The sequence below is a fragment of the Winogradskyella schleiferi genome (assembly GCF_013394655.1).
Taxonomy (GTDB): Bacteria; Bacteroidota; Bacteroidia; order Flavobacteriales; family Flavobacteriaceae; genus Winogradskyella; species Winogradskyella schleiferi.
Window position 1 is genome coordinate 4,350,786 of record NZ_CP053351.1, and the last position, 24,808, is coordinate 4,375,593.

The following is a 24,808-nucleotide window of genomic DNA, read 5'->3' on the forward strand; positions in this document are numbered from 1 at the left end:
TTGTTGTTTTTATTCTTTATTTAAATAGGTTTTTTGTTGTAAAGGTTTCATTAAGCCTTACTCCTTTTTCGGTATGCTTAACGGTTATAATTTCGTTGTGTGCATCATGCTCTAAAAAGAGATAAAAATTTTGATCAGCTGCCATATTCAGAAACGACTCTTTTTCATCGAGTGTTAATAATGGTCTGGTGTCATAACCCATCACAAATGGTAATGGTAAATGGCCCACGGTTGGTAGCAAATCGGCCATAAAACAAATGGTTTTACCTTTGTATTGTATCATCGGAATCATCTGTTTGTCGGTATGGCCATTGGCAAAGAAAATGTCGAATCCTAAAGCTGAATTTTTTAAAATATGTTGCTCAGGGACGTCCGTAAACTTCAATTGCCCACTTTCTTCCATTGGTAATATATTTTCTTTTAAGAAGGACGCAGCTTCTCTTCGGTTGGGTTCTGTTGCCCATTTCCAATGGTCTTTATTGCTCCAAAAATGAGCGTTTTTAAAGGCGGGTTCGTAACCGGTTCGGTTTTTGTTCCATTGAATACTACCTCCACAATGGTCAAAATGAAGATGTGTCATAAATACATCTGTAATATCATCTCGATGAAATCCGTGCGATTCTAAAGATTTATCAATACTATCATCTCCGTAAAGAAAGTAATAGCCATAAAATTTATCGCTTTGTTTATTTCCCATTCCGGTATCAATCAAAATGAGACGATCGCCATCTTCGATTAACAAACAACGTGCCGCAATGTCAATCATATTGTTATTATCCGCAGGATTGGTGCGTTGCCATAGCGATTTCGGTACCACGCCAAACATGGCACCACCATCGAGTTTAAAGTTTCCAGATTGAATAGGATATAACTGCATTTTCGAAATTTTTAAAAAGTCTTGCAAATTACTAAAAGCTTTAAACTAATTGTTGTTAGTCCCAATAAATTAGAGGATTTTTAACAAAAAAGAACGGCATTATCTTATCTATAAAATTCGTTTGAAGGTTTTGTATTTGTTAAAATCTGAAACCCATAAATGCCTTCATGTTCTAAAAAATAATTACTTTTAGGTAGATAAAAAGCATGAGCAATGAAACGAATCGTAAAGTCACCGTTAAAAATAAAGAAGATAAAACTCTTGCGTTTTGGTCGCGATTTTAAACCTGATCAAGAAGTTATTTTAAGAGACTATTTGGCCATAGAGCGCACACGTTTGGCTAATGAACGTACGCTTTTGTCTTACATTCGTTCGTCTCTGTATTTATTATTGGGCGCCATTGCCCTGTTTCAATTAAAAGAGTTTGCCAATTTTGAATATCTAGCACTAACGGCACTAATTTTTAGTGTTATATTTTTTATAATAGGCGTCTATCGTTTTACAATATTGAAAAAGAGCTTAAAACGTGTTTATTATCAATCTGAAGAAAAAGAAGACTCTAAAAATGAATAACAATAATATAGGTTTTATGAAATTTTGCTTTTTAATTCAGCAATATTTCCATGTTAGTTAAACCTCAAAACACTTAAAATAATTATTTCAACTTTTTACAACGATACTTTGTAGTGCTATAAATTCAATTGAAGCCTTTTATAAAAGTATAATTTAGTATTTTCACGCAAAAAGTAACTCTATGTTAGAATTAGCAGGAATCATTATCCTTGGAATATTAGCACAATGGGTCGCTTGGAAATTTAAAATTCCAGCGATTTTACCATTAATATTAATAGGGTTGTTAGTTGGTCCTATTGCGGCTGAATTTTTAAGTGCAGATGGTAGTAAATGGATAGAGCCAATGTGGATTGAGCCAGAATTGGATGCCATAGGAAAACCTGTTTTAGATGAGCATGGAAAACCAATTCCAGGCAGAGGTCTTTTCCCTGGAGAAAGTCTTTATTATTTTGTGTCTTTGGCCATAAGTATCATTCTGTTTGAAGGTGGTTTAACGCTAAGGAAATCGGAAATTAAAAATGTAGGACCAGTCATTACCAAACTAATAACCGTAGGTTCTGCCATTACTTTTTTAGGATCTGGTATTGTAGCTTATTATATTTTTGACCTTAGGTGGGATTTATCTTTCTTATTTGCAGGTTTAATAATCGTAACTGGACCGACGGTAATTACGCCAATTTTAAGGAATATACCTCTTAAAAAGGATGTTTCTACGGTTCTAAAATGGGAAGGTATTCTTATTGATCCCATTGGAGCTCTAGTTGCCGTTTTGGTATTTGAATTTATTAGTGTCGGAGGCGATAGTGGCTTTACAAAAACTGCGCTTATTGAGTTTGGTAAAATTGTGCTATTTGGTACGACTTTCGGATTCACTTTTGCGCATGCTTTGGCTTTTGCAATTAACAAAGGGTTTATACCTCATTATTTATTGAATGTGGTCTCGCTGTCAACGGTATTATTGGTGTTTGTAGAGTCTGAGTTATTTGCACATGAGTCTGGTTTATTGGCCGTTGTGGTTATGGGAATGGTATTGGGAAACAGTAAACTCGAAAACCTAAAAGAACTATTATACTTTAAGGAATCGCTCAGTGTATTATTGATATCCATATTATTTATTCTTCTGGCGGCAAATATCAATATTGATGATTTACTGTTGCTTTACACTTGGAAAACCGCCATACTTTTTGCTATCGTTGTCTTTATAATTAGGCCATTGGCCGTTTTTGTAAGCACTCATGGCTCTAAACTGAATTTAAACGAAAAACTCTTTATAAGTTGGGTAGGTCCACGTGGTATTGTAGCTGCAGGTATTGCTTCCCTTTTTGGAAGTAAACTAATGCGAGATGGAGTGGAAGGTGCAGAATATATTACACCTTTGGTATTTATGATCGTTTTAGGAACGGTTTTGTTAAATGCAACTACTGCACGTTTATTCGCGAGATTAGTTGGTGTATTTTTAACAAAATCTAATGGTATTTTAATTGTAGGCGCTTCAAAATTGCCACGATTATTAGGACATTATCTTGTTAATAATGGCAGACATGTTGTATTAATAGACAGTAATCAAAATAACATAGATAAGGCGGAGGAGTTAGGACTTGACGCCATAAATTCCAACATCTATTCAGACACACTTTCTGATAATATTGAATTGAATGATGTTGGTTACATTATGGCAATGACTGGCAATTCAGACATTAACTCCTATGTGATTGAAAAATTCGGTAAGGAATTTGGTGAAAATGGTTCTTATAGATTAGTGACTTCGGACGAAATGAATAACCCAGAAAAGAGCCCAGAAGAAGGCTTGTTTTCTCCAACAGATGATTATATTAATTTATCAGAAGTGACTCGTAAATATCCAGCCATACATGAAATTGAACTAGACGATAAGGCACATTATGAAAGTCTTATGGAAATGGCGAGTAAGGATAGATATATGATTCCTTTATTTCTGAAGGATAATGAAGGAGAACTTCATATTATTTCGATTCACCATACCAAATCAGATAAAATCGCCGAAGGCTTTAAATTGGTTTATTTAGGTAAACCTTTTGATGTAGAAAAGGTGGTTTCAGAGGATTAAATTTAAAAAACAGAAGCTAATAACTTCTGTTTTTAGTATCTCAATTTTTTAAACCTGAGTAGAATCTTTCTTGTTAGTCTACACTACATTTTTTTTATGTTAGGTCAAATTATAAATTTTGAAAGTGGGTCTGATTGTATTTAGATTTTCATCAGTTTTCTTGAGACTGAAATATTTTCATCATTAATCCCTTTAACTATATATATGCCAGATTGCAAATCTTGAATTGATATTGAATAGGATTTTGAGTGTTTAACAAGCTTTCCTGTAATATCAAACACTTCAATCTTAGTGATAGTTTTATGGGAAAAAGAAACTAAACCACTTGTTGGGTTTGGGTATAATTTTGCTGATGATAAATCTACTTCAACAGATCCAATACCTAGTGTTTCTGTAGTTATAAGAACTAGCTCATTATTATTTCTACACACTACGTTAAATTCGTAATCAGTTCCACCAAAGGACGATGTAATTGTAGTTGGTAAATTGCAGCTATTTATAGTATTAGAGGTGGTTAATATTACGAACTCATCATCCACTTCAGGACTAAACCCTAATACAACATTTAAATCTCCTTCTAAATCGGCGCTACCATCTATGGCTAATAAGTCGTGTTCTACACCTTGAATTAAACCATTCAATTCAATCTCTAAAACCGAATTTGCTGTTGAGGGATAATCACCAATAAGCGTCAATGTACCTGGTGATGCTCCAGGCCCAAAAGTACCATTGTTAGTGAAATTTCCGGCCGAAGGTAATTCTATAACCCCAGTTCCTTTAATGATACCAGAAATTTCGTTATTTAATACCCCAGAAAAGATAAAACTATCTGATGCAGCTTCTATGACTCCATAATTGTTAGTTGTAGCACTAATAGTTGGAAATCCTGCTGGTACATTCCGACTAATTATTCCAAAATTATTTAAAACATTAGGGGCTGTTCCAGTTGTGCCTATTGCAGACCCTGTAGATTGAAAAGTGATGATTCCTGTTGAGTTGTTATTAATAGTAGAACCAGTTCCGATAAGAATATCGCTAGCTCCTGTCAACTGCAAAACACTTTCATTATTTAATGTCGTAGCTCCAAGAATGCTAGAACTAATGCCTGTTGATTTTGTAATGGTATTTAAATTAGTTAGTACACCACCACCATCTAAGTTGCCAGATTTCCAGTCAACGACTCCACTTCCAGAAAAGTCGAAGGCGGCAGAAGAATTAACAATTAATGGATCATCCCAAACAATTAAACCATCATTGATTCCCGTTAAGCTACCTGTTATTGCTATGGGCATAAGCCATTGCAACTTAGATCCTGAGGCTACATTTATAACAGTGTTTGCTAATGTGGTGTTTGCATTGTTTAAACTCAATGTACCTATATCTACTTGAATTGTGCCTCCAAGCTCATTAAGCTGTGCCCATATAATTGATTGATCATCCGTATCGGGAAAAGAGGTTTTTATTAAGCCAGAATTATTGAATAGGTTGGGAGTGCTTCCTGTGCTTCTAATTTCTGCTCCATCTGTTTTTATGTCAATTAGTCCAGAAGCATTATTATTTAATACAGAGCCAGCACTCAGCACCACATCAGTTCCTGTAGTAAATCGTATTTCACCTTCATTATCTAAAGTAGTGGCATTTTTGATTGTTGTTAGAGCACCACCTTTTTTGTCCATTATAGACAAATTTGTTAATGTTCCACCACCATCTAAATTACCATTAATCCAATTGATAATATTATTTCCAGAAAAGTTAAAAACAGCCGTAGAAGTCACAAAAATATCTCCGTTCCAATTTAAATCTCCATAAACAATGCCTGTAAGAACTCCCAAAACATCCATGGGACTATTTAAGTTTAATGTAGCACCAGCAGACACATTAAATTCTGCACCCATTAAATTTACATCTGTATTATTTAGATTTAATATACCAGTATCAATTTGAAATATACCATCTTGATTTATAATATCGCAGGCAATAAAGCCTTGGTCTGTTGGATTTGGAAACGATGTTTTTATGGTTCCTTGATTGATTAAATCACCTGATGAAGCGCCGAATTGACTACCATTAGTTTTAAAATCAATAATACCAGTTCCAGAATTATTAAGGACACTATCAGAGCTTATTCCAATCGCACCACCTACCATATTTATGGTTCCAGGGTTATTCAGTTCTGTAGATCCGGATAAATCAAATGAGAAATACGACATATTTATGGTGCCGCTATTTAGTAGTGTACCTCCGCCATGTAAATCGCCCGAGACCCAATTTACCACAACATTATCCTCAAATTCAGAAGGGTTAGCAATGATTAGAGAAGATGTAACATTTAATACTGAGTTGCCTTGAACTTCAATAGATAATATGTTTGCTGGTGTGTCTAATGTTACCACAAACCCAGACGGAATTAGCACATCATCTGAAGGTGCTGGAACAGTTCCTGTCCAATTGTTTTCATCAGACCATTTGTCATCTATTGTTCCCGTCCAAATATTTTGTTGGGCGGACAAGTGGATTGAAACTAATAGAATTAACGGAAATAATAGTTTTGTTTTCATAATGTATGGTTTTAAATTGATTAGTGTAAAACTACATCAACAAGGTGCTTTTGGGCAATACCAGAGTTCAGGTATTTTTTGAAAATGTCGATTAATGCAAAGAGGCTTTAATCTAACTTAAAGCCTCTTCTCTCAAGATAATTGTTAATCAATTTAAAACATACATCTTGACAATTTTACTTCAAGAATAATTGATTAATAGCAGTATTATATTCTGAAGTAAAAATAAGTCAAGACTGTATGGACTTCAATACCAGAGTTCAGGTAGATTGTTTATTTTGGAATTGTGATGAGAATAGATGTCCCATAATCGATTTTTGAATCAATCTCTAACTTTCCGTTAATTTGATGAATTCTGGAGGTTATATTTTTTAAACCAAGTCCTTTTTCGTTGGTTTTAATATTAAATCCTTTTCCGTCATCTTCAATACTTATAGTGGCATAAGTATCATGACCGATTAATTGTATATCAATATGTTTTGCTTTTGCGTGTTTTAAAATATTGTTGAGCGTTTCTTGAACAACTCTGTAAAGTTGTATTTCTATGTTTTCCTCTAGATTTTGGGGAAAATGATAGCTGTTAAAATTTACTGTCAAAGAGGTCTGACCTGATAAATTAGTAGCCAAATCTGAAACAGCATTTTCAAATCCAATGAGTTTTAAGTCTGAAGGTGATATTTCGTGGGATAAGTTTCTAACATCATCACAAATTGTATTAATAGCATCGGTAAGGTCATGGTCCTTAAATTTGTCTGAAACAACACGTTTTAAGTAACTTAATTGACTTCCAATATTATCGTGCAATTCTTTACTTATCCGTATTCGTTCATTGTCTTCCCCTTTAATAAAAGCCGTTAGGTTTTTCTTTTCTTCGATTACTATTTTTTCGGATAAAGAATTGCGCTCCTCATAGATATCTTTCACCATTAAAATTACAGTAAATGTTAAAAATAGTATTTCTAAAAATGAGGAGTAAAAAACAATTGGCAAACCATATAGCATTGTATTAACTAAACCATAGCTATGATAGAGAATAGTTATACAAACTCCCGAAATCATAAACACATAAGCTATAGCAAAAAATGATGAGCGTTTAAAATTGGTTTTAAAGTACAAGATAATTTCTATGGTAATGAGTATTGTCATTATTAAAAAAATAGCGTACCAAAGGTTCATTAATACTGTAACGTATTGCTCAAATAAGTTTGTAAAAACGAAATGAATTAAAATTCTAATGGAGACAAGTGCAATTAATAGAATATCTATAGCCTTTTTTAATTGCGGCATATAGACTTTAGCTTCTAGGATTTTTTGAGAAAAAATAACAAACAACAATAACGAAATTTCACTAAATAAAACATAATGCTTGTATTTGCTAAATACATCTGATTCACTAAGAAATAATTGTGAAAATAAACCAGTATAAGAACTTATAAAGAGTCCAAGAAAAATAATATAAAAAGCGTAAATAAGATAACGCCACCTTCTTAAAATATAGAAAACGAACAAACTAAAAAATACGGATAGTATACTAATACCATAATACAACCCAATTAGAATTAACTGAATAGAGCTTTGTTTAATAAACCTAGACTCTCTTTTTAAATAGGCAGATGTAACTAAGGGTTTGCCTCGTTCCTTCTTCAATTGCAATTGAAAGGATGCAATTTCTAAAGGCTTTAAATGAATAGGGAAAGCAAAAAGGCGATGCTCAAGCGACTTATTAGAAACGTTAAAATCAATACCTGTTTTATATTGTTGAATTAAAGTTTCATCAAAATGTTTAAATAAAATTATCTCATTTATAAGAGCATTAGACAACTCTAGAATCAAATTTTTAGGCTTGTTCTCAGTATTTCTTATTGTAAACTCAATTGTGTTTAACTCATTGTTAAAACCGAAATAGAAATAGGAGCGCTCATCGACTGATTGTTCTCCATTTATTTTCGCAAATGTTTTGAGATTTACGTTTTGAAAATTTGAATTTACATTAAGAGTGTCTACTTGTTGAGCTATTGAACTCAAATGGTATCCGAAATTCAAAATCAAAAGGATTAAAATACGTCTATGAAAGTAGTTGTTTTTCATTCACAAGCTTTATCAAATCTATGGAGTTATGAACATCTAGTTTTTTAAAAATATTTTTTTTGTGGGTTTCAACAGTGTAGGTACTTATAAAAAGGTTAGTCGCAATTTGAGGTACGTTATTGCCCTTCATTAATTCTATGATAATTTCTTTTTCTCGCCGTGTAATTTTTATTTTTTCGAGAAAACCATCGTTTTCAACAACATTGTTTTTTACACCTTTTCCAAGATAAAACATTTTACTTTCAAAGACACTGTCTAAAGCTCTAAGTAAATCTTCAGAAGAACAATTCTTCAATAAAAAGCCATTACCATTATTCTGTTTTACTTTTTTTACAATACTATCCTTATTGTACATGGTAAGGATTATAACTTTTATTTCAGGATCATATTCCTTTACTTCATTAAGAATATCTAAACCGTTTTTATTGGGAAGATTTAGGTCCAGTAAAAGCACATCGGGATTTTTAAGTTTTACTGCTGGCAAAACTTCGTTACCGTTTTTAACGTAATCTAAAATGGTGTAATCAGGCTGGTTTTTGAAAATGGAAATGAGTCCATCAATAACAATTTGATGATCTTCGCAAATGAGTATTTTTTTTGTTGGGTTATTCATGGTTTTATAACCTACCAAGAAAGATACTAAAAAAAGAATAAGTGTTATTAATCGTTAAGTTGCAAAACCGCCATAAAAGCCCGCTGAGGTATTTCCACATTACCTACTTGACGCATAAATTCCTGCGAAGGCAGGAATCTCAATAAGCGACCCCCTGTTTTTGAGCTACTGACCTTTATATTTAATGCCATATAGAATTAAAGCTTTTCCAATATAGAGACGTATATAGGATAAAGGATACTATTTTTTTAGCCTTATTTTGGAACTGTTTTCTGAAGTTTGAGATTCCTGCTTTCGCAGGAATTTGTTAGTCGTTTAACTTCAAAACCGCCATAAACGCCTGCTGAGGTATTTCTACATTACCAACCTGTCTCATACGTTTCTTACCTTTTTTCTGCTTCTCCAATAATTTGCGTTTACGTGAAATATCACCACCATAACATTTAGCAGTTACATCTTTTCGTAATGCTTTTACGGTTTCACGTGCAATGATTTTTGCTCCTATGGCAGCTTGAATAGGAATATCAAATTGCTGACGCGGAATCAATTCCTTCAACTTTTCACACATCTTTTTGCCAATATGATGTGCATTATCGGCATGAATCAACGCAGAGAGCGCATCTACAGGTTGTGCATTTAATAGGACATCTAATCTTACTAATTTCGAAACCTTCATACCTATTGGCGAATAATCGAAAGACGCATAACCTTTAGACACTGTTTTTAAACGGTCGTAAAAATCGAAAACAATTTCTGCTAATGGCATTTCAAAAATCAACTCTACACGTTCGGTGGTCAAATAGGTTTGATTTACAATCATACCACGTTTTTCTATACAAAGACTCATAACGTTGCCAACAAAATCAGACTTGGTAATAATGGTCGCTTTAATGTAAGGTTCTTCAACACGGTTAACCGTTGTTGGTTCTGGTAAATCACTCGGATTGTTAACTATAAAAGGTTCGTCCGGATTTTTATTGGTGTAGGCGTGATACGAAACGTTTGGAACCGTTGTAATTACGGTCATATCAAACTCGCGCTCTAAACGTTCTTGGATGATTTCCATATGTAACATACCTAAAAATCCACAACGGAAACCAAAGCCTAAGGCCGCAGAGCTTTCGGGTTGAAACACTAAGGAAGCATCGTTTAATTGTAATTTTTCCATAGAGTTTCTCAACTCTTCGTAGTCTTCGGTATCCACAGGATAAATTCCTGCAAAAACCATTGGTTTAACATCTTCAAACCCTTCAACAATATTGGTGGTTGGGTTGGCGAAATCGGTAATGGTATCTCCAACTTTAACCTCTTTGGCTGTTTTGATTCCAGTAATTAAATACCCAACATCACCAGCTTTCACACTTTGTTTTGCAACCTGAGTTAGTTTTAAAGTCCCAACTTCATCTGCATAATATTCTTTATCCGTCGCAACGAATTTTATTTTTTGTCCTTTTTTAATTTCTCCATCAAAAACCCTAAAATAAGTTTCAATACCTCTAAATGTATTGTAAACAGAATCGAAAATCAAAGCTTGTAACGGGGCATCAACATTTCCCTTTGGCGCAGGAATGCGTTCGATAATAGCTTTTAAAATATTTTCGACACCAAAGCCCGTTTTTCCACTGGCGTGAATTACTTCTTCTGGGTCGCAGCCTAAAAGATCAACAATATCATCGGTAACTTCTTCTGGATTTGCACTTGGGAGATCCACTTTGTTCAACACTGGAATGATTTCCAAATCATTCTCTAAAGCCAAGTAAAGGTTAGAAATGGTTTGTGCTTGAATACTCTGTGCAGCATCCACAATTAACAACGCACCTTCACAAGCTGCAATAGAACGGGAAACCTCATAAGAAAAATCAACATGACCAGGTGTATCGATAAGGTTAAGCACATATTTTTCGCCATCTAATTCATAATCCATCTGTATGGCGTGCGATTTTATGGTAATGCCACGTTCGCGCTCCAAGTCCATACTGTCTAAAAGTTGCGCTTGTTGTTCGCGAGCCGTTACAGAACCGGTTACATCGAGTAAGCGATCGGCTAAGGTACTTTTTCCGTGGTCTATATGTGCAATAATGCAAAAGTTACGTATGTTCTTCATGTCTCTTTCTAAAGCAATGAACTCGTTTAAAATAGTTCAATAAGTAATTTGCAAATATAATCGATTTCTTGTGCATTTGCGTATCTAATTACAACAATAAAAACACAAGCAATTACGGAAAAACCGTAATAAAAAGTAAAAAACAATCATTATCTTGCGAGACAAACCAAATTCATGATTGTTCGCCTACGGTATTATTTAAGTGTATGTCTTTGTACACTATGTTTTATGGCTTTTGCGCAAGATTTTTCAGTTTCAGGACAGGTTTTAGACGCCAACAATGAACCTATTACATTAGCTAATGTTATTCTATTAGCTGAAGATGGTAGCGCTTTTATAAAAGGCACCTCAACCGAGGAAGCTGGCTATTTTGAGATCAATAATTTGGCTTCAGCTACCTATTTTATCAAAATCACCTATGTTGGATTTGAAGCATTTACACAAAAAATCATTTTAAGAGGAAATTTGGATCTCAAAAAAATTCAACTTAACGAAATTCCTGAAAGTTTAGATGAAGTTACCGTTATTGCCAAAAAACCAACCATAACGCGTAAACCAGACCGTTTGATATTCAATGTAGAAGGCACAGCTTTAACAGAGGGTTCAACGCTTAGTGTTCTTAAAAGTACGCCAGGCATTATAGTTTCAGAAGGCGGTATTACTATTAAAAGTTCGCCAGCTACGGTTTTTATTAATAATAGACGTGTACAATTAACTTCTGAAGAACTCATTACGTTGTTGGAAAGTGCACCAGCCAATAGCATAAAATCGGTTGAAGTCATTACAAATCCACCAGCAAGTTATGATGCTGATTCTGGTTCCGTCATTAATATTATTATGAGTAAAAACTTGGCAACAGGTTACAGAGGGAGTGTGTTTACCAATTATACACAAGGGGTTTTTCCGAGATATAATGCAGGAACAAGCCATTATTTTAAAAACAATAAAGTCAATCTAAACATTAACTATAGTTATACAAATAGTAAGATTAATAGAGACCAAGATGACACGGTTAACTATTTAGAAAATATAAATCCTAATCCAGAAGAAGAAAGTATTTATGAAATAGATGAAATTTATAAATCTAACGTGAATAGAAACACGTGGTCTGAGACCCACAACCTCAATCTTAATTTCGATTATTATTTAGATGATAAAAATACGTTAAGCCTTACTAGTACAGGTTTATACTCGCCTTATTTTAAATATCAGATTAGAAATAATACCAATATTACAGACGAAAACTTAGTGTTTCAATCCCGATTTACTGCCGATAATCTGTCCAGAGATAACAAGTATAATATTGGAACCGATTTAATCTTTAGACATGATTTTGAGAATAGTGCAAACCTAACGTTTAATGCTCATTATACAATTTACGATTATGACCGTGACCAAAATGTGATCACAAATAATTTTGATATTAATAATATGTTTGTGAATAGTTCGGAATTCAACACTGTTTCTAATCAAAACACCAATATCATAACTGGGAAAATGGATTATAATCTGCCAATAAGTGATACTTCTAATTTTGATGCTGGCGTAAAATATTCGAACATAACCACGGATAGCGACATTACCAGATTAGATATAATAGGTGGTTCAGAAGTTGTAAACACAGCTAATACAGATGCTTTTAAATATGATGAAAAAGTATTTGCGGCATATTCTAATTATATAAATACTTGGGATAAATGGGGATTGAGTTTGGGCCTCAGAGTTGAGCAGACCAATATTGAAGGTAAATCAGTAACATTGAACGAAACGAATACTCAAGCTTATTTTAATTGGTTTCCAAATGCAAGTTTGTCCTATCAAATATTAGAAGACCTAAATATTTATGGAAACTATAAGCGAAGCATTTATAGGCCAAGTTATACAGACTTAAATCCATTTACATTTTTTTTAAATGAAAACACAGTAGTTTTAGGAAATCCAAATTTAGTGCCATCTTACCGAGATCACTATAAACTAGGAACAAGTTTTTTAGAGCATTTTGTGGTTGAAGCCTATTATATGAACTATGATGGCGATATTGTGGAGTTGCCTAGGCAAAATAATGAGACTAATGTGATTGCTTTTACACCAACCAATCTAGATAAAAAAGTAGAATACGGTTTCGACTTTATATTTGATTATTACCCAACGAACACTTGGAATCTCTATTTTGTAACTTCATTTTACAATATTTCTGAAGAATCAAATTTTGGAGAAGGATTTGTAGAACAAGAGCAATGGTCTAATTATAGCGTATTGATGAATAGTATATCCTTTTTAAAAGATCAAAGTTTAAATATAAATCTCACATTGACTTGGGCTGGTAAAAATTTACAACAATTTCAAACTGTTGAAGATCGCTTAATTTCAGAATTTAGTATTTCAAAATCAATTTTTAAGAAAAAAGGAATTGTTTCATTATCAGTTGAGGATATTTTTAACCTTCAAGACTATGATACCAATACGAATTATTTAAACCAATCAAGCTCTAGTTCTATAGATTCAGATAACCGTTATATCAAACTAGGTTTCCGCTACAATTTTGGTAATACCAAACTCAACACTAACGAGCGTACTACAAGTGCAGAAGAACGTGAGCGACTTAAAGATTTAAACTAGTCTTGCCACTCTGCAATAAACAAATTTGTATCGCGTCCACCACCATTATTTCGGTTAGAAGAAAACGCCAAATATTTCCCGTCATTTGAAAATACAGGAAACGCATCAAAAGTTTCACCATGCGTTACACGCGTTAAATTCTTCCCATCAATATCAATTAAATACAAATTAAAAGGAAAACCACGTTCCGCTTCAAAATTAGAAGAGAATAAAATCTTTTCGCCAGAAGGATGAAAAAACGGACTCCAATTGGCATTTCCTAAATCTGTTAATTGTCTTAATTCGGAACCATCAGCATTACAAATGTAAAGTTCCATATCTGTTGGTTCCACCAAACCTTCAGCCAATAACTCCTTGTAGTCTTTTATGTCTTGTTTGGTTTTAGGTCGTGATGAACGGAAAATTAATTTAGTGCCATCTGGCGAAAAGAAAGCGCCTCCATCATAACCCAATTCGTGAGTAATTTGTTTGACGTCAGAGCCATCAATATTCATGGTGTACAATTCCAAATCGCCACTTCTAGTTGACGTAAACACAATTTTATCGCCTTTTGGAGATACGGTTGGTTCCGCATCATAACCGACTTCATTGGTAAGTTGGTTCACAATATTCCCCTCTAAATCAGCGACAAAAATATCATAGCTATCATAGATGGGCCAAATGTATTTGCCGTTTTTTCTAAGTGGAGTGTCAGGGCAATCATCGCCGCCAAGATGTGTAGAAGCGTAAATTATATGTTTGTTATCAGGAAGAAAATAAGCACATGTGGTTCTGCCTTTTCCTGTACTAATCATTGGAGGAGCAATGCTATCTGTAAAGGTGTCATTGGCATCCATTAGAAACATTTGGTCACAACCGACATTCCATTTCGCATTATTGGATTGAAACACCAATTGCTTATCATTAAAACTCCAGTATGCTTCCGCATTATCGCCTCCAAATGTCACTTGCCGTATCGATTTAAAATGGGTTTCCTCTGGATAGATTAATGGGTTTTTTGTTTCCTTCGCATCTATTTTAGTTTCAGAAGAAATTTTGGAAATGTTTTCATTTTTACAAGACGAAAACGTAACTAATAGAATTAAAATAACAATGATTCTGTTCATAAGGATGTATTATAATAAGTGGCAATTAATGCCTAATTTTGCCCAAAAATAAGATTTAGTGATGAAATGAGCCATATTCTACAGTCTAAATTAAATTGAGTTTTAATGGCGAATTACAATTTACCGAATTAATTAAATGCACATTTTGAAATGAAGAAATTAGTCTTTTTATTGGTTTTAGTAGGATTATTATCGTGTAAAAATGAACCTAAAGTTGCCGAAAACAAAATTAAAGAGGATGTTGCCTTTTTAGCTGATGATAAGCTTGAAGGCCGTCAAACGGGAACACAAGGTGAAGTTTTGGCTTCAGAATATTTGGTAAAACGCTTTGAAGCCATTGGACTTCAGCCCAAAGGAACAGAAGGGTTTTTACAATCCTTTTCGTTTAAACCCAAGACAGATCCGCATAGCGAAGTGGAATTTACAACGAATGCAGACAGTACGATTACAGGTCATAACGTCATAGGTTTTATTGACAATAAGGCTAAAAATACCATCGTTATTGGCGCACATTACGACCATTTAGGGTTTGGAGGTGAAGGTTCACTTTTTAGAGAAAAGGAAAAAGCCATTCACAACGGAGCAGATGACAATGCAAGTGGTGTTGCAGTGCTTTTAAATTTAGCAAGCCGATTAGTAATGCAAAACAATAACTCTGAAATAAAAGACAACAACAACTATTTGTTCATGGCATTTTCTGGAGAGGAGATGGGACTTTTAGGATCTAACTATTTTTCAAAAAATCCAACGATTGAAGCCGAATCCATAAACTATATGATAAACATGGATATGGTTGGCAGAATGAAAACCGATAGCACATTGGCTGTTTATGGCACAGGAACGTCGCCGATGTTTAAACAAACTATAAAAGCAAATAATGAAAAATTCAAAATAGTTGAAAACGAAAGTGGTGTAGGACCAAGCGATCACACGTCTTTTTATTTGATTGATATTCCGGTGTTGCATTTTTTTACTGGTCAGCATGAAGATTACCACAAACCAAGTGATGATTCTGAAAAGTTGAATTATGAAGGCATGAATCTCATTTCAGACTACATATACAATATTATTAGGGATTTAGATGATAATGGCGAATTAGCGTTCAGAAAAACAAAGAACGAAAGTGAAGAAACGCCACGATTTAAAGTGGGCTTAGGCGTAGTACCAGATTATCTATACGACGGAAAAGGGATGCGAATCGATGGAACACGTGAAGACACTCCAGCGTTTAATACAGGTTTGCAAAAAGGTGATATTGTCCTAAAATTAGGAGATAGTACTATTACAGATATGATGAGCTATATGCGCGCCTTATCTGTTTTTGATAATGGCGATGAAGCCGATATCACGGTAAAGCGAGGCGAAAAAAACATTGAAACAAAGGTTAAGTTTTAATCTAAAAAAGTCGACTCAAAAAATTAACGTAAATTTGCCGTTCAATAAAACTCAATTTCCCTTTTAAAATGAAAAAAATCGTATCGCTTTTCTGCCTCTTTACATTGTTAACTGCTTTTACTTGTGAAAACGAACCTTTGGATAACGGCATAGACCTAACGGATTCAAGCAATAATAATGCATTGGTTGGTACTTGGGATTTAACTGATTTTGATGTGACCCTTGGCAGTACAACAAGCTTCAGTGGAGAATCTTTTATCACTGATATCGATATTGAAAGTACAGAAGAAAATTATGTCTTAAACTTAACGCCGAGTAATTTTACGACTAATGGTAGTTATTCATACGATACCAATATTGTGGTCAATGGAGAAACCTTTTCATCTGAACCTTATACGCTAGAAAATGTTAGCGGAAGTGGATCCTATTCTGTTAATGGAAATGAAATGACAATTGATGGTTCGTTTTTTGAATTTGAATTTGAAGGCGCGGAAGAAACGTCACTAAGCGGTGAGCAAACTGTCACATTCTCAGTTTCTGCAGATGGACAAACACTGACATTTACACAAGATGAAACAACGTCTCAAACAGATCCTACAACGGGAACTGTAACAACTAGCACCACGAATTCAACTTCAATTTGGGCTAAACAATAGTCCTTTTCGATTCTGAGATACTCCTAAAGTAGATTTTATAAGGTTATCGATGCTCTGGTTGAACGCAATAGAGCTTTTTCATTGTGCTAAATCCAAAAAGGATTAAAAGCGTTCATTATGAAAATATCCCAAACAGCAATTATTACTAAAATACACTTGATTATTTCTGTATTGATAGTAATTCCTGTTTCTTTAGTTTATGGTTTCAATCCAAGTTCTGAATTTGATATTGATTTAAATACCGTTGACGAGCATAATTTCTTCAAAGCTATAATGGGTTTGTATTTAGGTTTTTCCATCTTATGGATTTTAGGAATTTTTAAAGCCAATTTTTTAAAGATGGCTTTAATTTCCAATATCATTTTTATGTTAGGTTTGGGTTTAGGAAGAGGGTTGAGTTGGATTATTGATGGCACACCAACTTTTGGTTATCAATTTGGAGTATTTGCAGAATTGTTTTTAGGGGTTTATGGAATTTGGGCGTTAAGATTAAATCATCATGCTACCACAAATTCCTAAGCTAATTATCACATAAACAGCCGCCAGAATAAACAAAATTTTTGCTGCTTTTTTACGTTTCTTTAGAACCGCGAATCCAATAATCGTCATTAAAATAGCTGGGCCAAACATTATGGCAATGATTAAAATAATTAAGCCATCTAAATTCATATTTCCTTCTAAAAGTATCATAAATTTCATTTTAAAGCATTGTACCGCCACAAATACCCGCACTGATTAAGGCGTAAACTGTTGCGGCAATCAAAATCTTTTTACCTTTAATTTCATTTTTAGAATAAACAACAAACCCATATATAAATAGTAATATAGGCATAATAATCATTAGAAAGACTATTATAAAAATACCAAATTCCCAACCACTTCCTTGATTAAATAAAGTGATCATACGATTTCGTTTCTAAGTTCTACCAATCGCGCTTTTTTGTCATCACGATAAAACAAGTTCATCGTTTCAAAAGGTATAATTTTATTATCCTTATCTACGATATGCACACAAGATTTTTTAATAGCTCTAACATCAAAATTATAGGCATCAATGAACTGCATAATGATGACCCTAAACAAATTATCATAACCCAAACTTGGCGCATCAATATTAGGCAGACAGCACATAATAGATTTCAAATTTTCTTCGGCAACTTCAACTGAATTTCCTGTGCTGAACAATTCAATCATTTTTTCTTGAATTTGATTATCCTGTTCGTATATAATGGTGTTTTTGCTATTGTCGAGTAAATCGTTTGGATTTATATATCGCGTTAATGGAAAAACCTCCGCTCCTAATTTTAAAGCATAACCCATAACTAATGCATCAGGATTGCAAGGTACAGGCAATAAATCGTCTGGATTAAAAATATCGGTTTGTTCCATGATTTTACGTCGTACTTCGGTCAACGTCATGCGATCTGTTTCAGGATTAAAATTATCTAAACGTCCTACAATTTGAGTGGGTTGTAAGGTTACTCCTCTTACGCATTTTTGTTTTAGGGCATATTCTATAATCTCTCCAATTTCATTATCATTCAAACCTTTTTGAAGCGTTACCACCAATGTGGTTGACAGGTTTAATGTGTTTAAATTTTCTATAGCTTGTTTTCTTATATCATTTAAATCAGCGCCACGAAGTTCCCGTAGAACGCTATTTTTAAAAGAATCAAACTGAAGGTAAATTTCAAAATCTGGGGCATAGGTTTTTAAACGCTTTGTGAATTCAAAATCCTTTGCGATTTTAATACCATTAGTATTCAACATTAAATGTCTAATAGGTAAGGATTTTGCATAGTCCATAATCTCCCAAAACTGAGGATGGATTGTGGGTTCGCCACCTGAAATCTGCACCACATCTGGCTCTTTTTCATTTTTCACAATAGTGTCCAGCATGGCCTTAACTTCCGCCAAAGTTCTATGTCTACCGTAGGTTGGAGACGAACCAGCATAACAGGTAGGGCAGGTTAAATTGCAGCGATCGGTCACTTCGATAACGGTTAAGCAGCTGTGTTGCTCATGATCTGGACACAACCCACAATCATAAGGACAGCCATAATGCGTTTTTGTATTGAAGGTGTAAGGTGTTTCACTAGGTTTGTTATAGTTTCTTATGTTTTTGTAATATTCAATATCATCCGCAATAAGCACTTTGGAATTGCCATGTTCGTTGCAACGTTTTAGCATGTAAACGTTATCGTTTTCAAATACGATTTTCGCATCAACACGCCTTAAGCACTCAGGACATAAACTCAAGGTAAAATCGTAATAGGTATAGTTTCTAACTGGCATATTTTAACTTCTGAAAGATGAATTTATAATAGTATATCCAACAAATTACACATAAAAGTTGAATGGTGCTCAACCCAAAGACAAAAAACACATTTGGTTTTAAAAACTCCATAAAAAACCGAAAACCGAAATAAAACAACATAAATAGTTTGAAAAGGTCTCCATTTTTTAAGGCTGAATACTTACGAATCCATTTCAAACAAAAGAATAAAACAAATAAAAAAATCAGTTCGTAAAGCGATGTCGGATGACGAATCAAACCATCGCCCAAGTCCATTCCAAAAATTGATGTTGTTGCTTTTCCATAGGTAAATTCGTTTATTCCAGATAAGAAACAACCAATTCTACCGATAATAATACCAACGATAATAGGAAACACAAACAAATCGCCAGAAGACTGTTTTTCTCCAATAATTTTCTTTGCGGATTCGACACCAAGCAAACCGCCGAATAATCCTCCCATTATAGTTTTGGTGTTGAGCAATTGTAGCACGCCTTGTTGTGAAAATTCAATAAGGGGATTTTCTAAAAGACCAACTAATCGTGAACCAATTAAAGCGCCTAATGCAGCACCAAGAATAATGGATAATCGGTTATTTGAGGTAATTATATCATTGCCTTTTCTCCTCAGAACCACGTAATACCTAAAGGCAATGAAAAATGCCAAATATTCTAGAATAAGATGAATATTCAGGTGGTAACCAAAAACTGTAGGTTCAAAAGGAATTTGCAAATTAACTTTCATTTTAGTAAGCATTGAATATACATACATTACTTAAAAATATATTAGCTTTGCATCAAAATTAAAACACTTGGTTAAAATAGGCGACATAGAATTACCAGACTTTCCATTGCTTTTGGCTCCTATGGAGGACGTTAGCGATCCACCTTTCCGTGCGTTATGCAAGGAACAAGGTGCAGACGTCGTTTATACGGAGTTTGTCTCTAGCGAAGGTTTAATTCGTAATGCGGCAAAAAGCGTTATGAAACTGGATATTTATGAAAAGGAACGACCTGTTGGGATTCAGATTTTTGGTGCCAATATGGAAAGCATGCTGCAGACCATTGACATTGTCGAAAAGTCAAATCCAGATATTATAGATATTAATTTTGGTTGTCCTGTTAAAAAAGTAGTATCCAAAGGCGCAGGAGCAGGAATTCTGAAAGATATTTGTCTCATGGAACAGCTCACTGCCGAGATGGTTAAGCGCACCAATTTGCCAGTAACGGTAAAAACCAGATTAGGTTGGGATCACGATTCCATAAAAATTGTTGAGGTGGCAGAACGCTTGCAAGATGTGGGCTGTAAGTCTATTGCAATTCATGGCAGAACCAGAGCACAAATGTATAAAGGGGATGCGGATTGGAAACCAATTGCCGAAGTGAAAAATAACCCAAGAATGCATATTCCGGTTTTTGGAAATGGCGATATCGATACACCAGAACGTGCGGCAGAAATGCGCGATGCTTACGGGTTGGATGGCGCAATGATAGGACGAGCCACCATCGGAAACCCATGGTTTTTTAAACAGGTAAAACACTTTTTTGAGACAGGGGAACACTTGGCACCAATTTCTTTAGCCGAACGTGTGGAAGCCGCAAGACGCCACTTACAGATGGCCATTGATTGGAAAGGGGAAACGTTAGGCGTTTTTGAAACCCGAAGACATTATACCAACTACTTTAAAGGCATTCCTCACTTTAAGGAATACCGCATGAAAATGGTAACTAGTGACGACTCTAAAGATGTATTTGCTGCTTTTGATGAGGTTTTGGACAAGTTTTCGGATTATCAGTTTGTGTAGAGAATAAAGCGCCAAACCACAAAAATCAAATTCCAAAAAGCAATGTCAGTAATTCTTTAGCTTTTTTCTGAGAGTCTCTGTGTGAGCTCCGTGAATCTCAGCGTAATATTTTAAGAACAGAGCTATGCAAGCAGATTAGTGCCAATTAGTGAAATTCGTGTCTGCTTTGTCTTTTTAATCCGTAAAAATCGGTGGTTAAAAATCTAACTCTGTATCAATCCATGTGTTATCCGTTGAGAAGCAATCTTAGAAGCCAAAATCCCTAAAGCAAAAATCGTTGCTAACACAATAAGAACATTTAAAAAATTAATTCGGACTGGATAAGCCAAATCTGGTGTTAACATTACCAGTTCAAAAGTTTGCTGTAAAAACACCACCAATAATCCAATAGAAACACCAATAATTCCGCTAACAACAGTCATTAAACTCCCTTGTAAAAAGAAAATGGATTTAATGGTTTTAGTTTCTGTTCCTAAGTTGAATAAGGTATTCAATGATTTCTTTTTGTCTAAAATCATCATAATAATGGCGCCAATGACGTTGAAAAGTGCAATAATAATAACCAAAGTAAAGATGAGGTAAATGGCCAGATTTTCGGTATTCAACATTTTAAAAAGAGCATCATTGAGCTCAGCTCTATTTTTTAGATTGAATTTATTTCCGAAGGCCGCTTCAAGTTGCGTTCTTATATTTTCTTCATCGGCATCAGGTGTCAATTTGAGTTCTAAAGCACTTAATTGTTCAGTATTATAACCCAATAAGCGTTTGGCGAGTTCAATATCTGAAAAGATGTAGTTGTTGTTCAGCTCCTCGTTGATTTCAAACAATCCCACATTATTTACATAAACCGAATTATAATAACCTTTAGGAGAACTCGCTTGTCCTTTTCCAACTTTAGGAACATAAAGCGACAAAGGTTTTAGATAATCAAGAATCCCGAAAGACAGATTATTGGAAATTCCCCAACCGGAAACGACCTCATTACTTTCAGGAGTAATCCAATTCCCTTTGGTAACCATGGTATCAATATTGGTAACGTTTAGGTAGTTTTCATCCACACCTTTTAAGGTCGCCAAGAGATTTTTATTTTCAGATTTAATAATGATGCGTTCCTCAATAATTTCAGAATGATTTGCAATCCCTTCAATTTTTAAAAACGCGACTTTATCGTTTTCTGTCCATTGAAATGATTTGCCTTTAGAAGGCATTAATTTTAAATCTGGATCTACAAAAGACGAAAATTCAAGGCTAAAATCCTTTAACCCTGCAAAAACTGAGAGTACAATAAAAAGAGCCGCAGAGGCAATAACAACGCCACCTGAAGCAATTAGGGTCATTATATTTATAGCATTGTTACTGCTTTTAGAAAACAGATAACGTTTTGCTATATATAATGGAAAATTCACTTAAGATTTTTTACGCTTACCTAATAAATCTGGATTTTCGAGAGGATTATCTTCGCCCTTAAGTGAACGTTCAATACCATCAATATATTCTAAAGAATCGTCAATAAAAAATTCCAGCTGCGGCATACGTCTGAGTTGATGGCGTGTGCGTTGGGATAATTCGTGTCTAATAAGGGGTTTATTGGATCTAATACCTTCCAATAAAGGTTGTGCTTCTTTATTCGGAAAAATACTAAGATAGACTTTCGCCACAGATAAGTCCGTAGTGACATTCACTTTACTCACGGATATGATAACACCTCGCAAACCACCATCGGTAGCTGCTTTTTGTAATACTTCCGCCAAGTCTTGTTGGAGGATGCCTCCTATTTTTTTTTGTCGTTGCGTAAATTCTTCCATAATAAAAGATCATTAATCATCTGCAAAAGTAGAGGATATTTAAGGATTATCTTATTTTTGAGTGTAATTTATTAAGAAGGCTTCCGCGTTTTTCGGATTCTCAAATTAAAGATTCCCGATTTCTCGGGACATAAATATGAAAAAAATAGAACATATAGGAATTGCCGTAAAGGATATAGAACGTTCCAATAAATTGTTTAAATCGTTATTTGGAACGGCACATTATAAAATTGAAGATGTGGAAAGTGAAGGTGTTAAAACCTCGTTTTTTAAGTGTGGCCCTAATAAAATTGAATTACTTCAGGCCACAAATGAAGAAAGTCCCATTGCAAAATTTATAGAAAAAAAAGGAGAAGGGATGCATCACATTGCTTTTGCAGTTGATGATATTGAACAGGAAATTGAGCGCCTGACCAAAGAAGGTTTTACGATGATTCACAAGGAACCTAAACAGGGAGCAGATAACAAGTTAATCGCTTTTTTACATCCAAGATCGACTAACGGTGTTTTAATTGAGTTATGCCAAGAGATAAAGGCGTAAAACGATTTATTTTTCTTGTAGAGTTTTAAAATATGTAGTAATATTGCACTCGCTTTTAACTAAGCGCAAAATTAACAGCAATGTTAATTGGTTCCATAGCTCTCCACGATAGTCATCGGGAGGTTATAGCACCAAACGGTCCCATAGCTCAGTTGGTTAGAGCACCTGACTCATAATCAGGTGGTCCTTGGTTCGAGCCCAAGTGGGACCACAAAAGTCGTAAGATGCTGTAACAGTAGATTACGGCTTCTTTTTTTTCCCGTTATTACCTATACTATTTAACACCCGTTAATAAAATAGTTAATAAAATGGCAAAAAAGATTTTTTTACCCAATGGATGCTCCACGAGCACCCCATCCGTTAATCCAATAAACTGGAAGACAGGAGGTCAAAGCCTTCTAGACAAGCCATGGCGCATTCAATATTATTTTTATCCTGAGAATGGCAGTAAAGCCAACCTAATTGTAGTAAAGGGGATGAATGAGTTCAAAGACCTTACCGATTGTAGACGTGCAACTAAGGCTATTATAGATAGCGATTTAGAAGCTTTAAAGAAGGGTTATAACCCAATATCTAAGAAATTTGTTAATGAAATTAATAGGAATTCGCAATTACACCCTTACTTAGATTTTATTTCTGCTTTTCGAATAGCTTTAACTAAAGTAAAATCAACTAAAAAGCATCGTAAGGAGATGGAAATATGTATTAATTGATTAGAAACAAAAGTCGTTAAGTTGCATTTACAGAATGTAGTTATGGAACAATTAAATAGGCGTCAATTAAAGCAATTAATTGAAGCGTGTAATCTTCCAAATAGTTATTACAATAAGTATTTATCCTATCTTTCTCGGATATTCGTGGAGCTAGTTGAATTTGAATGTTGTGAATTCAATATTGTACGGGATATCCGAAAGCGCATGGTCATAACCAAGCAAAGAGAGATACTAACTACAGTTGACTATAATGCTGTCATGAATCATCTTTACAACCATCACTAGAGGAAAACATTTAGCTAATTTTTTAAAGAAGGCGAATTAAGTAAAGAAGCAACTGTCGCAAAATATGCGATAGTTCAAAAAGAAGGAGAAAGAGAAGTTACTAGAGATTTAGAACATTATAATTTATTGTTGTTTTCTTGAGGCTTATAGTATCAATATTCGTTTAGTTTTAATTGATATCATATATTATTGAATTAACCCTAATGTGTTTCATAAATTTCCTGATATTTGTAATTGATGATTAACGTGGCACTTTATTTTGCTAATATATTGCAAGTTAAATGTTTGCTTAGATAAGCTCGTCTTGGATGGCTAGACAAGAGAAATCTAATGAAACTACTAAAATGCAGGTGTAGCAGAATTGTAGGGCACTCTATACTTAGGATTTGGTGCCTCGCGATGTGAAAGTTCGAGTCTCACCTCTCGGACTTTTTCAACTGCAAAATAGAAGACCATTAAGTTCTTAGAAATGAGCGAAATTTGTTTGGATACAACCTAGGTACAATATTTTAACACATTATAAGGCCTATTTGCATTTGAAGTTAAATAGTTTCTTTTCGTCCTAATTTCAATTTGTTAATATAAATCTTTGTGAAACTTATCAGAATTTAGATTTAATAATCAGTAGGTTAGTATTTAGTTTTCTTGTCACTATTTTTATAATGCCTAATCTAAATTTATTGTTTGGT

The 24,808-nt window shown here is 34.2% G+C and carries 21 protein-coding genes and 1 tRNA gene; 10 read left to right on the forward strand and 12 right to left on the reverse strand.

The genetic code is table 11. The annotated features are described in order from the left end of the window. Window positions 1-16: 16 nt before the first annotated feature. The gene (locus tag HM990_RS18850; RefSeq protein WP_178991408.1) at window positions 17-877 is read right to left on the reverse strand and encodes an MBL fold metallo-hydrolase; all 861 of its coding nucleotides are present in this window, start codon (window positions 875-877) and stop codon (window positions 17-19) included. 213 nt (window positions 878-1,090) lie between these two features. Here HM990_RS18850 and HM990_RS18855 point away from each other — a divergent pair, with 213 nt between their 5' ends. Further along, complete coding sequence (locus HM990_RS18855; protein WP_229719318.1) at window positions 1,091-1,450, forward strand: DUF202 domain-containing protein; 360 nt, start codon at window positions 1,091-1,093, stop codon at window positions 1,448-1,450. 181 nt (window positions 1,451-1,631) lie between these two features. Beyond that, on the forward strand, window positions 1,632-3,536 hold the full coding sequence (locus tag HM990_RS18860) for a cation:proton antiporter (RefSeq protein WP_178991410.1): 1,905 nt from the start codon (window positions 1,632-1,634) through the stop codon (window positions 3,534-3,536). Window positions 3,537-3,676: 140 nt separating this feature from the next. Here HM990_RS18860 and HM990_RS18865 read toward each other — a convergent pair whose 3' ends face one another. The 4 genes from HM990_RS18865 to lepA form a co-directional block, all read right to left on the reverse strand. After that, window positions 3,677-6,094 (reverse strand): T9SS type A sorting domain-containing protein, encoded by a 2,418-nt coding sequence (locus HM990_RS18865; RefSeq protein ID WP_178991412.1) that lies wholly within the window; start codon window positions 6,092-6,094, stop codon window positions 3,677-3,679. A 273-nt stretch (window positions 6,095-6,367) separates the two neighbouring features. Continuing rightward, the gene (locus HM990_RS18870) at window positions 6,368-8,182 is read right to left on the reverse strand and encodes a sensor histidine kinase (RefSeq protein WP_178991414.1); all 1,815 of its coding nucleotides are present in this window, start codon (window positions 8,180-8,182) and stop codon (window positions 6,368-6,370) included. Next, window positions 8,160-8,795 (reverse strand): response regulator, encoded by a 636-nt coding sequence (locus HM990_RS18875; protein ID WP_178991416.1) that lies wholly within the window; start codon window positions 8,793-8,795, stop codon window positions 8,160-8,162. The genes HM990_RS18870 and HM990_RS18875 overlap by 23 nt, the downstream gene beginning before the upstream one ends. 307 nt (window positions 8,796-9,102) lie before the next feature. Beyond that, window positions 9,103-10,899, reverse strand: coding sequence for a translation elongation factor 4 (gene lepA / locus HM990_RS18880; protein ID WP_178991418.1), 1,797 nt, complete (start codon window positions 10,897-10,899; stop codon window positions 9,103-9,105). A gap of 174 nt (window positions 10,900-11,073) precedes the next feature. Here lepA and HM990_RS18885 point away from each other — a divergent pair, with 174 nt between their 5' ends. Continuing rightward, window positions 11,074-13,518: an outer membrane beta-barrel family protein gene (locus tag HM990_RS18885; protein ID WP_178991420.1), complete on the forward strand. Its 2,445-nt coding sequence runs from the start codon at window positions 11,074-11,076 to the stop codon at window positions 13,516-13,518. On the opposite strand, the gene HM990_RS18890 is transcribed toward HM990_RS18885, so the two are convergent. Then, the gene (locus HM990_RS18890) at window positions 13,515-14,624 is read right to left on the reverse strand and encodes a TolB family protein (protein ID WP_178991422.1); all 1,110 of its coding nucleotides are present in this window, start codon (window positions 14,622-14,624) and stop codon (window positions 13,515-13,517) included. The two genes, HM990_RS18885 and HM990_RS18890, sit on opposite strands and share 4 nt — an antisense overlap. A gap of 150 nt (window positions 14,625-14,774) precedes the next feature. Here HM990_RS18890 and HM990_RS18895 point away from each other — a divergent pair, with 150 nt between their 5' ends. From HM990_RS18895 to HM990_RS18905, 3 genes are all read left to right on the forward strand, one after another. After that, window positions 14,775-16,019 carry a M28 family peptidase gene (locus HM990_RS18895; protein ID WP_178991424.1) on the forward strand — a complete coding sequence of 415 codons (1,245 nt, stop codon included), beginning with the start codon at window positions 14,775-14,777 and terminating at the stop codon, window positions 16,017-16,019. Between the two features lie 68 nt (window positions 16,020-16,087). Next, on the forward strand, window positions 16,088-16,675 hold the full coding sequence (locus HM990_RS18900; protein ID WP_178991426.1) for a hypothetical protein: 588 nt from the start codon (window positions 16,088-16,090) through the stop codon (window positions 16,673-16,675). A 117-nt stretch (window positions 16,676-16,792) separates the two neighbouring features. Continuing rightward, a complete protein-coding gene (locus tag HM990_RS18905) occupies window positions 16,793-17,194 on the forward strand; it encodes a DUF4345 domain-containing protein (protein WP_178991428.1) in 402 nt (133 codons plus the stop codon). Here the strand turns inward: HM990_RS18905 and HM990_RS18910 are convergent. Genes HM990_RS18910 through HM990_RS18925 form a run of 4 tightly spaced genes read right to left on the reverse strand, consistent with a single transcriptional unit; the run spans window position 17,165 to window position 19,715 of the window. Further along, on the reverse strand, window positions 17,165-17,365 hold the full coding sequence (locus tag HM990_RS18910) for a hypothetical protein (RefSeq protein WP_178991430.1): 201 nt from the start codon (window positions 17,363-17,365) through the stop codon (window positions 17,165-17,167). The two genes, HM990_RS18905 and HM990_RS18910, sit on opposite strands and share 30 nt — an antisense overlap. A gap of 10 nt (window positions 17,366-17,375) precedes the next feature. Further along, window positions 17,376-17,579: a hypothetical protein gene (locus HM990_RS18915; RefSeq protein ID WP_178991432.1), complete on the reverse strand. Its 204-nt coding sequence runs from the start codon at window positions 17,577-17,579 to the stop codon at window positions 17,376-17,378. Continuing rightward, the gene (locus HM990_RS18920; protein ID WP_178991434.1) at window positions 17,576-18,970 is read right to left on the reverse strand and encodes a radical SAM protein; all 1,395 of its coding nucleotides are present in this window, start codon (window positions 18,968-18,970) and stop codon (window positions 17,576-17,578) included. The genes HM990_RS18915 and HM990_RS18920 overlap by 4 nt, the downstream gene beginning before the upstream one ends. Then, entirely contained in the window at window positions 18,960-19,715 is a 756-nt protein-coding gene (locus tag HM990_RS18925) for a prolipoprotein diacylglyceryl transferase family protein (protein ID WP_229719319.1), read from the reverse strand. Before HM990_RS18925 ends, HM990_RS18920 begins: the two co-directional genes overlap by 11 nt. A gap of 67 nt (window positions 19,716-19,782) precedes the next feature. Here HM990_RS18925 and dusB point away from each other — a divergent pair, with 67 nt between their 5' ends. Beyond that, complete coding sequence (gene dusB, locus HM990_RS18930; protein ID WP_178991436.1) at window positions 19,783-20,775, forward strand: tRNA dihydrouridine synthase DusB; 993 nt, start codon at window positions 19,783-19,785, stop codon at window positions 20,773-20,775. Window positions 20,776-20,978: 203 nt separating this feature from the next. Here dusB and HM990_RS18935 read toward each other — a convergent pair whose 3' ends face one another. Continuing rightward, entirely contained in the window at window positions 20,979-22,181 is a 1,203-nt protein-coding gene (locus HM990_RS18935; protein ID WP_178991438.1) for an ABC transporter permease, read from the reverse strand. After that, on the reverse strand, window positions 22,182-22,580 hold the full coding sequence (rbfA, locus tag HM990_RS18940) for a 30S ribosome-binding factor RbfA (RefSeq protein WP_178991440.1): 399 nt from the start codon (window positions 22,578-22,580) through the stop codon (window positions 22,182-22,184). 136 nt (window positions 22,581-22,716) lie between these two features. Here rbfA and mce point away from each other — a divergent pair, with 136 nt between their 5' ends. From mce to HM990_RS18955, 3 genes are all read left to right on the forward strand, one after another. Then, complete coding sequence (mce, locus tag HM990_RS18945) at window positions 22,717-23,121, forward strand: methylmalonyl-CoA epimerase (protein WP_178991442.1); 405 nt, start codon at window positions 22,717-22,719, stop codon at window positions 23,119-23,121. A 137-nt stretch (window positions 23,122-23,258) separates the two neighbouring features. After that, window positions 23,259-23,332, forward strand: a tRNA-Ile gene (locus HM990_RS18950). 97 nt (window positions 23,333-23,429) lie between these two features. Next, complete coding sequence (locus HM990_RS18955) at window positions 23,430-23,834, forward strand: hypothetical protein (RefSeq protein WP_178991444.1); 405 nt, start codon at window positions 23,430-23,432, stop codon at window positions 23,832-23,834. Window positions 23,835-24,808 lie beyond the last annotated feature (974 nt).

Bases quoted from the DNA above. Each gene is read 5' to 3' on its own strand.
- mce (WP_178991442.1), top strand. From the start codon at position 22,717: ATGAAAAAAATAGAACATATAGGAATTGCCGTAAAGGATATAGAACGT.
- HM990_RS18870 (WP_178991414.1), bottom strand. From the start codon at position 8,182: ATGAAAAACAACTACTTTCATAGACGTATTTTAATCCTTTTGATTTTG.
- HM990_RS18915 (WP_178991432.1), bottom strand. From the start codon at position 17,579: ATGATCACTTTATTTAATCAAGGAAGTGGTTGGGAATTTGGTATTTTT.
- HM990_RS18865 (WP_178991412.1), bottom strand. From the start codon at position 6,094: ATGAAAACAAAACTATTATTTCCGTTAATTCTATTAGTTTCAATCCAC.
- HM990_RS18955 (WP_178991444.1), top strand. From the start codon at position 23,430: ATGGCAAAAAAGATTTTTTTACCCAATGGATGCTCCACGAGCACCCCA.
- HM990_RS18890 (WP_178991422.1), bottom strand. From the start codon at position 14,624: ATGAACAGAATCATTGTTATTTTAATTCTATTAGTTACGTTTTCGTCT.
- HM990_RS18855 (WP_229719318.1), top strand. From the start codon at position 1,091: ATGAAACGAATCGTAAAGTCACCGTTAAAAATAAAGAAGATAAAACTC.
- HM990_RS18905 (WP_178991428.1), top strand. From the start codon at position 16,793: ATGAAAATATCCCAAACAGCAATTATTACTAAAATACACTTGATTATT.
- rbfA (WP_178991440.1), bottom strand. From the start codon at position 22,580: ATGGAAGAATTTACGCAACGACAAAAAAAAATAGGAGGCATCCTCCAA.
- HM990_RS18900 (WP_178991426.1), top strand. From the start codon at position 16,088: ATGAAAAAAATCGTATCGCTTTTCTGCCTCTTTACATTGTTAACTGCT.
- HM990_RS18850 (WP_178991408.1), bottom strand. From the start codon at position 877: ATGCAGTTATATCCTATTCAATCTGGAAACTTTAAACTCGATGGTGGT.
- HM990_RS18875 (WP_178991416.1), bottom strand. From the start codon at position 8,795: ATGAATAACCCAACAAAAAAAATACTCATTTGCGAAGATCATCAAATT.
- HM990_RS18910 (WP_178991430.1), bottom strand. From the start codon at position 17,365: ATGATACTTTTAGAAGGAAATATGAATTTAGATGGCTTAATTATTTTA.
- HM990_RS18895 (WP_178991424.1), top strand. From the start codon at position 14,775: ATGAAGAAATTAGTCTTTTTATTGGTTTTAGTAGGATTATTATCGTGT.
- HM990_RS18925 (WP_229719319.1), bottom strand. From the start codon at position 19,715: ATGAAAGTTAATTTGCAAATTCCTTTTGAACCTACAGTTTTTGGTTAC.
- HM990_RS18920 (WP_178991434.1), bottom strand. From the start codon at position 18,970: ATGCCAGTTAGAAACTATACCTATTACGATTTTACCTTGAGTTTATGT.
- lepA (WP_178991418.1), bottom strand. From the start codon at position 10,899: ATGAAGAACATACGTAACTTTTGCATTATTGCACATATAGACCACGGA.
- HM990_RS18860 (WP_178991410.1), top strand. From the start codon at position 1,632: ATGTTAGAATTAGCAGGAATCATTATCCTTGGAATATTAGCACAATGG.
- HM990_RS18885 (WP_178991420.1), top strand. From the start codon at position 11,074: ATGATTGTTCGCCTACGGTATTATTTAAGTGTATGTCTTTGTACACTA.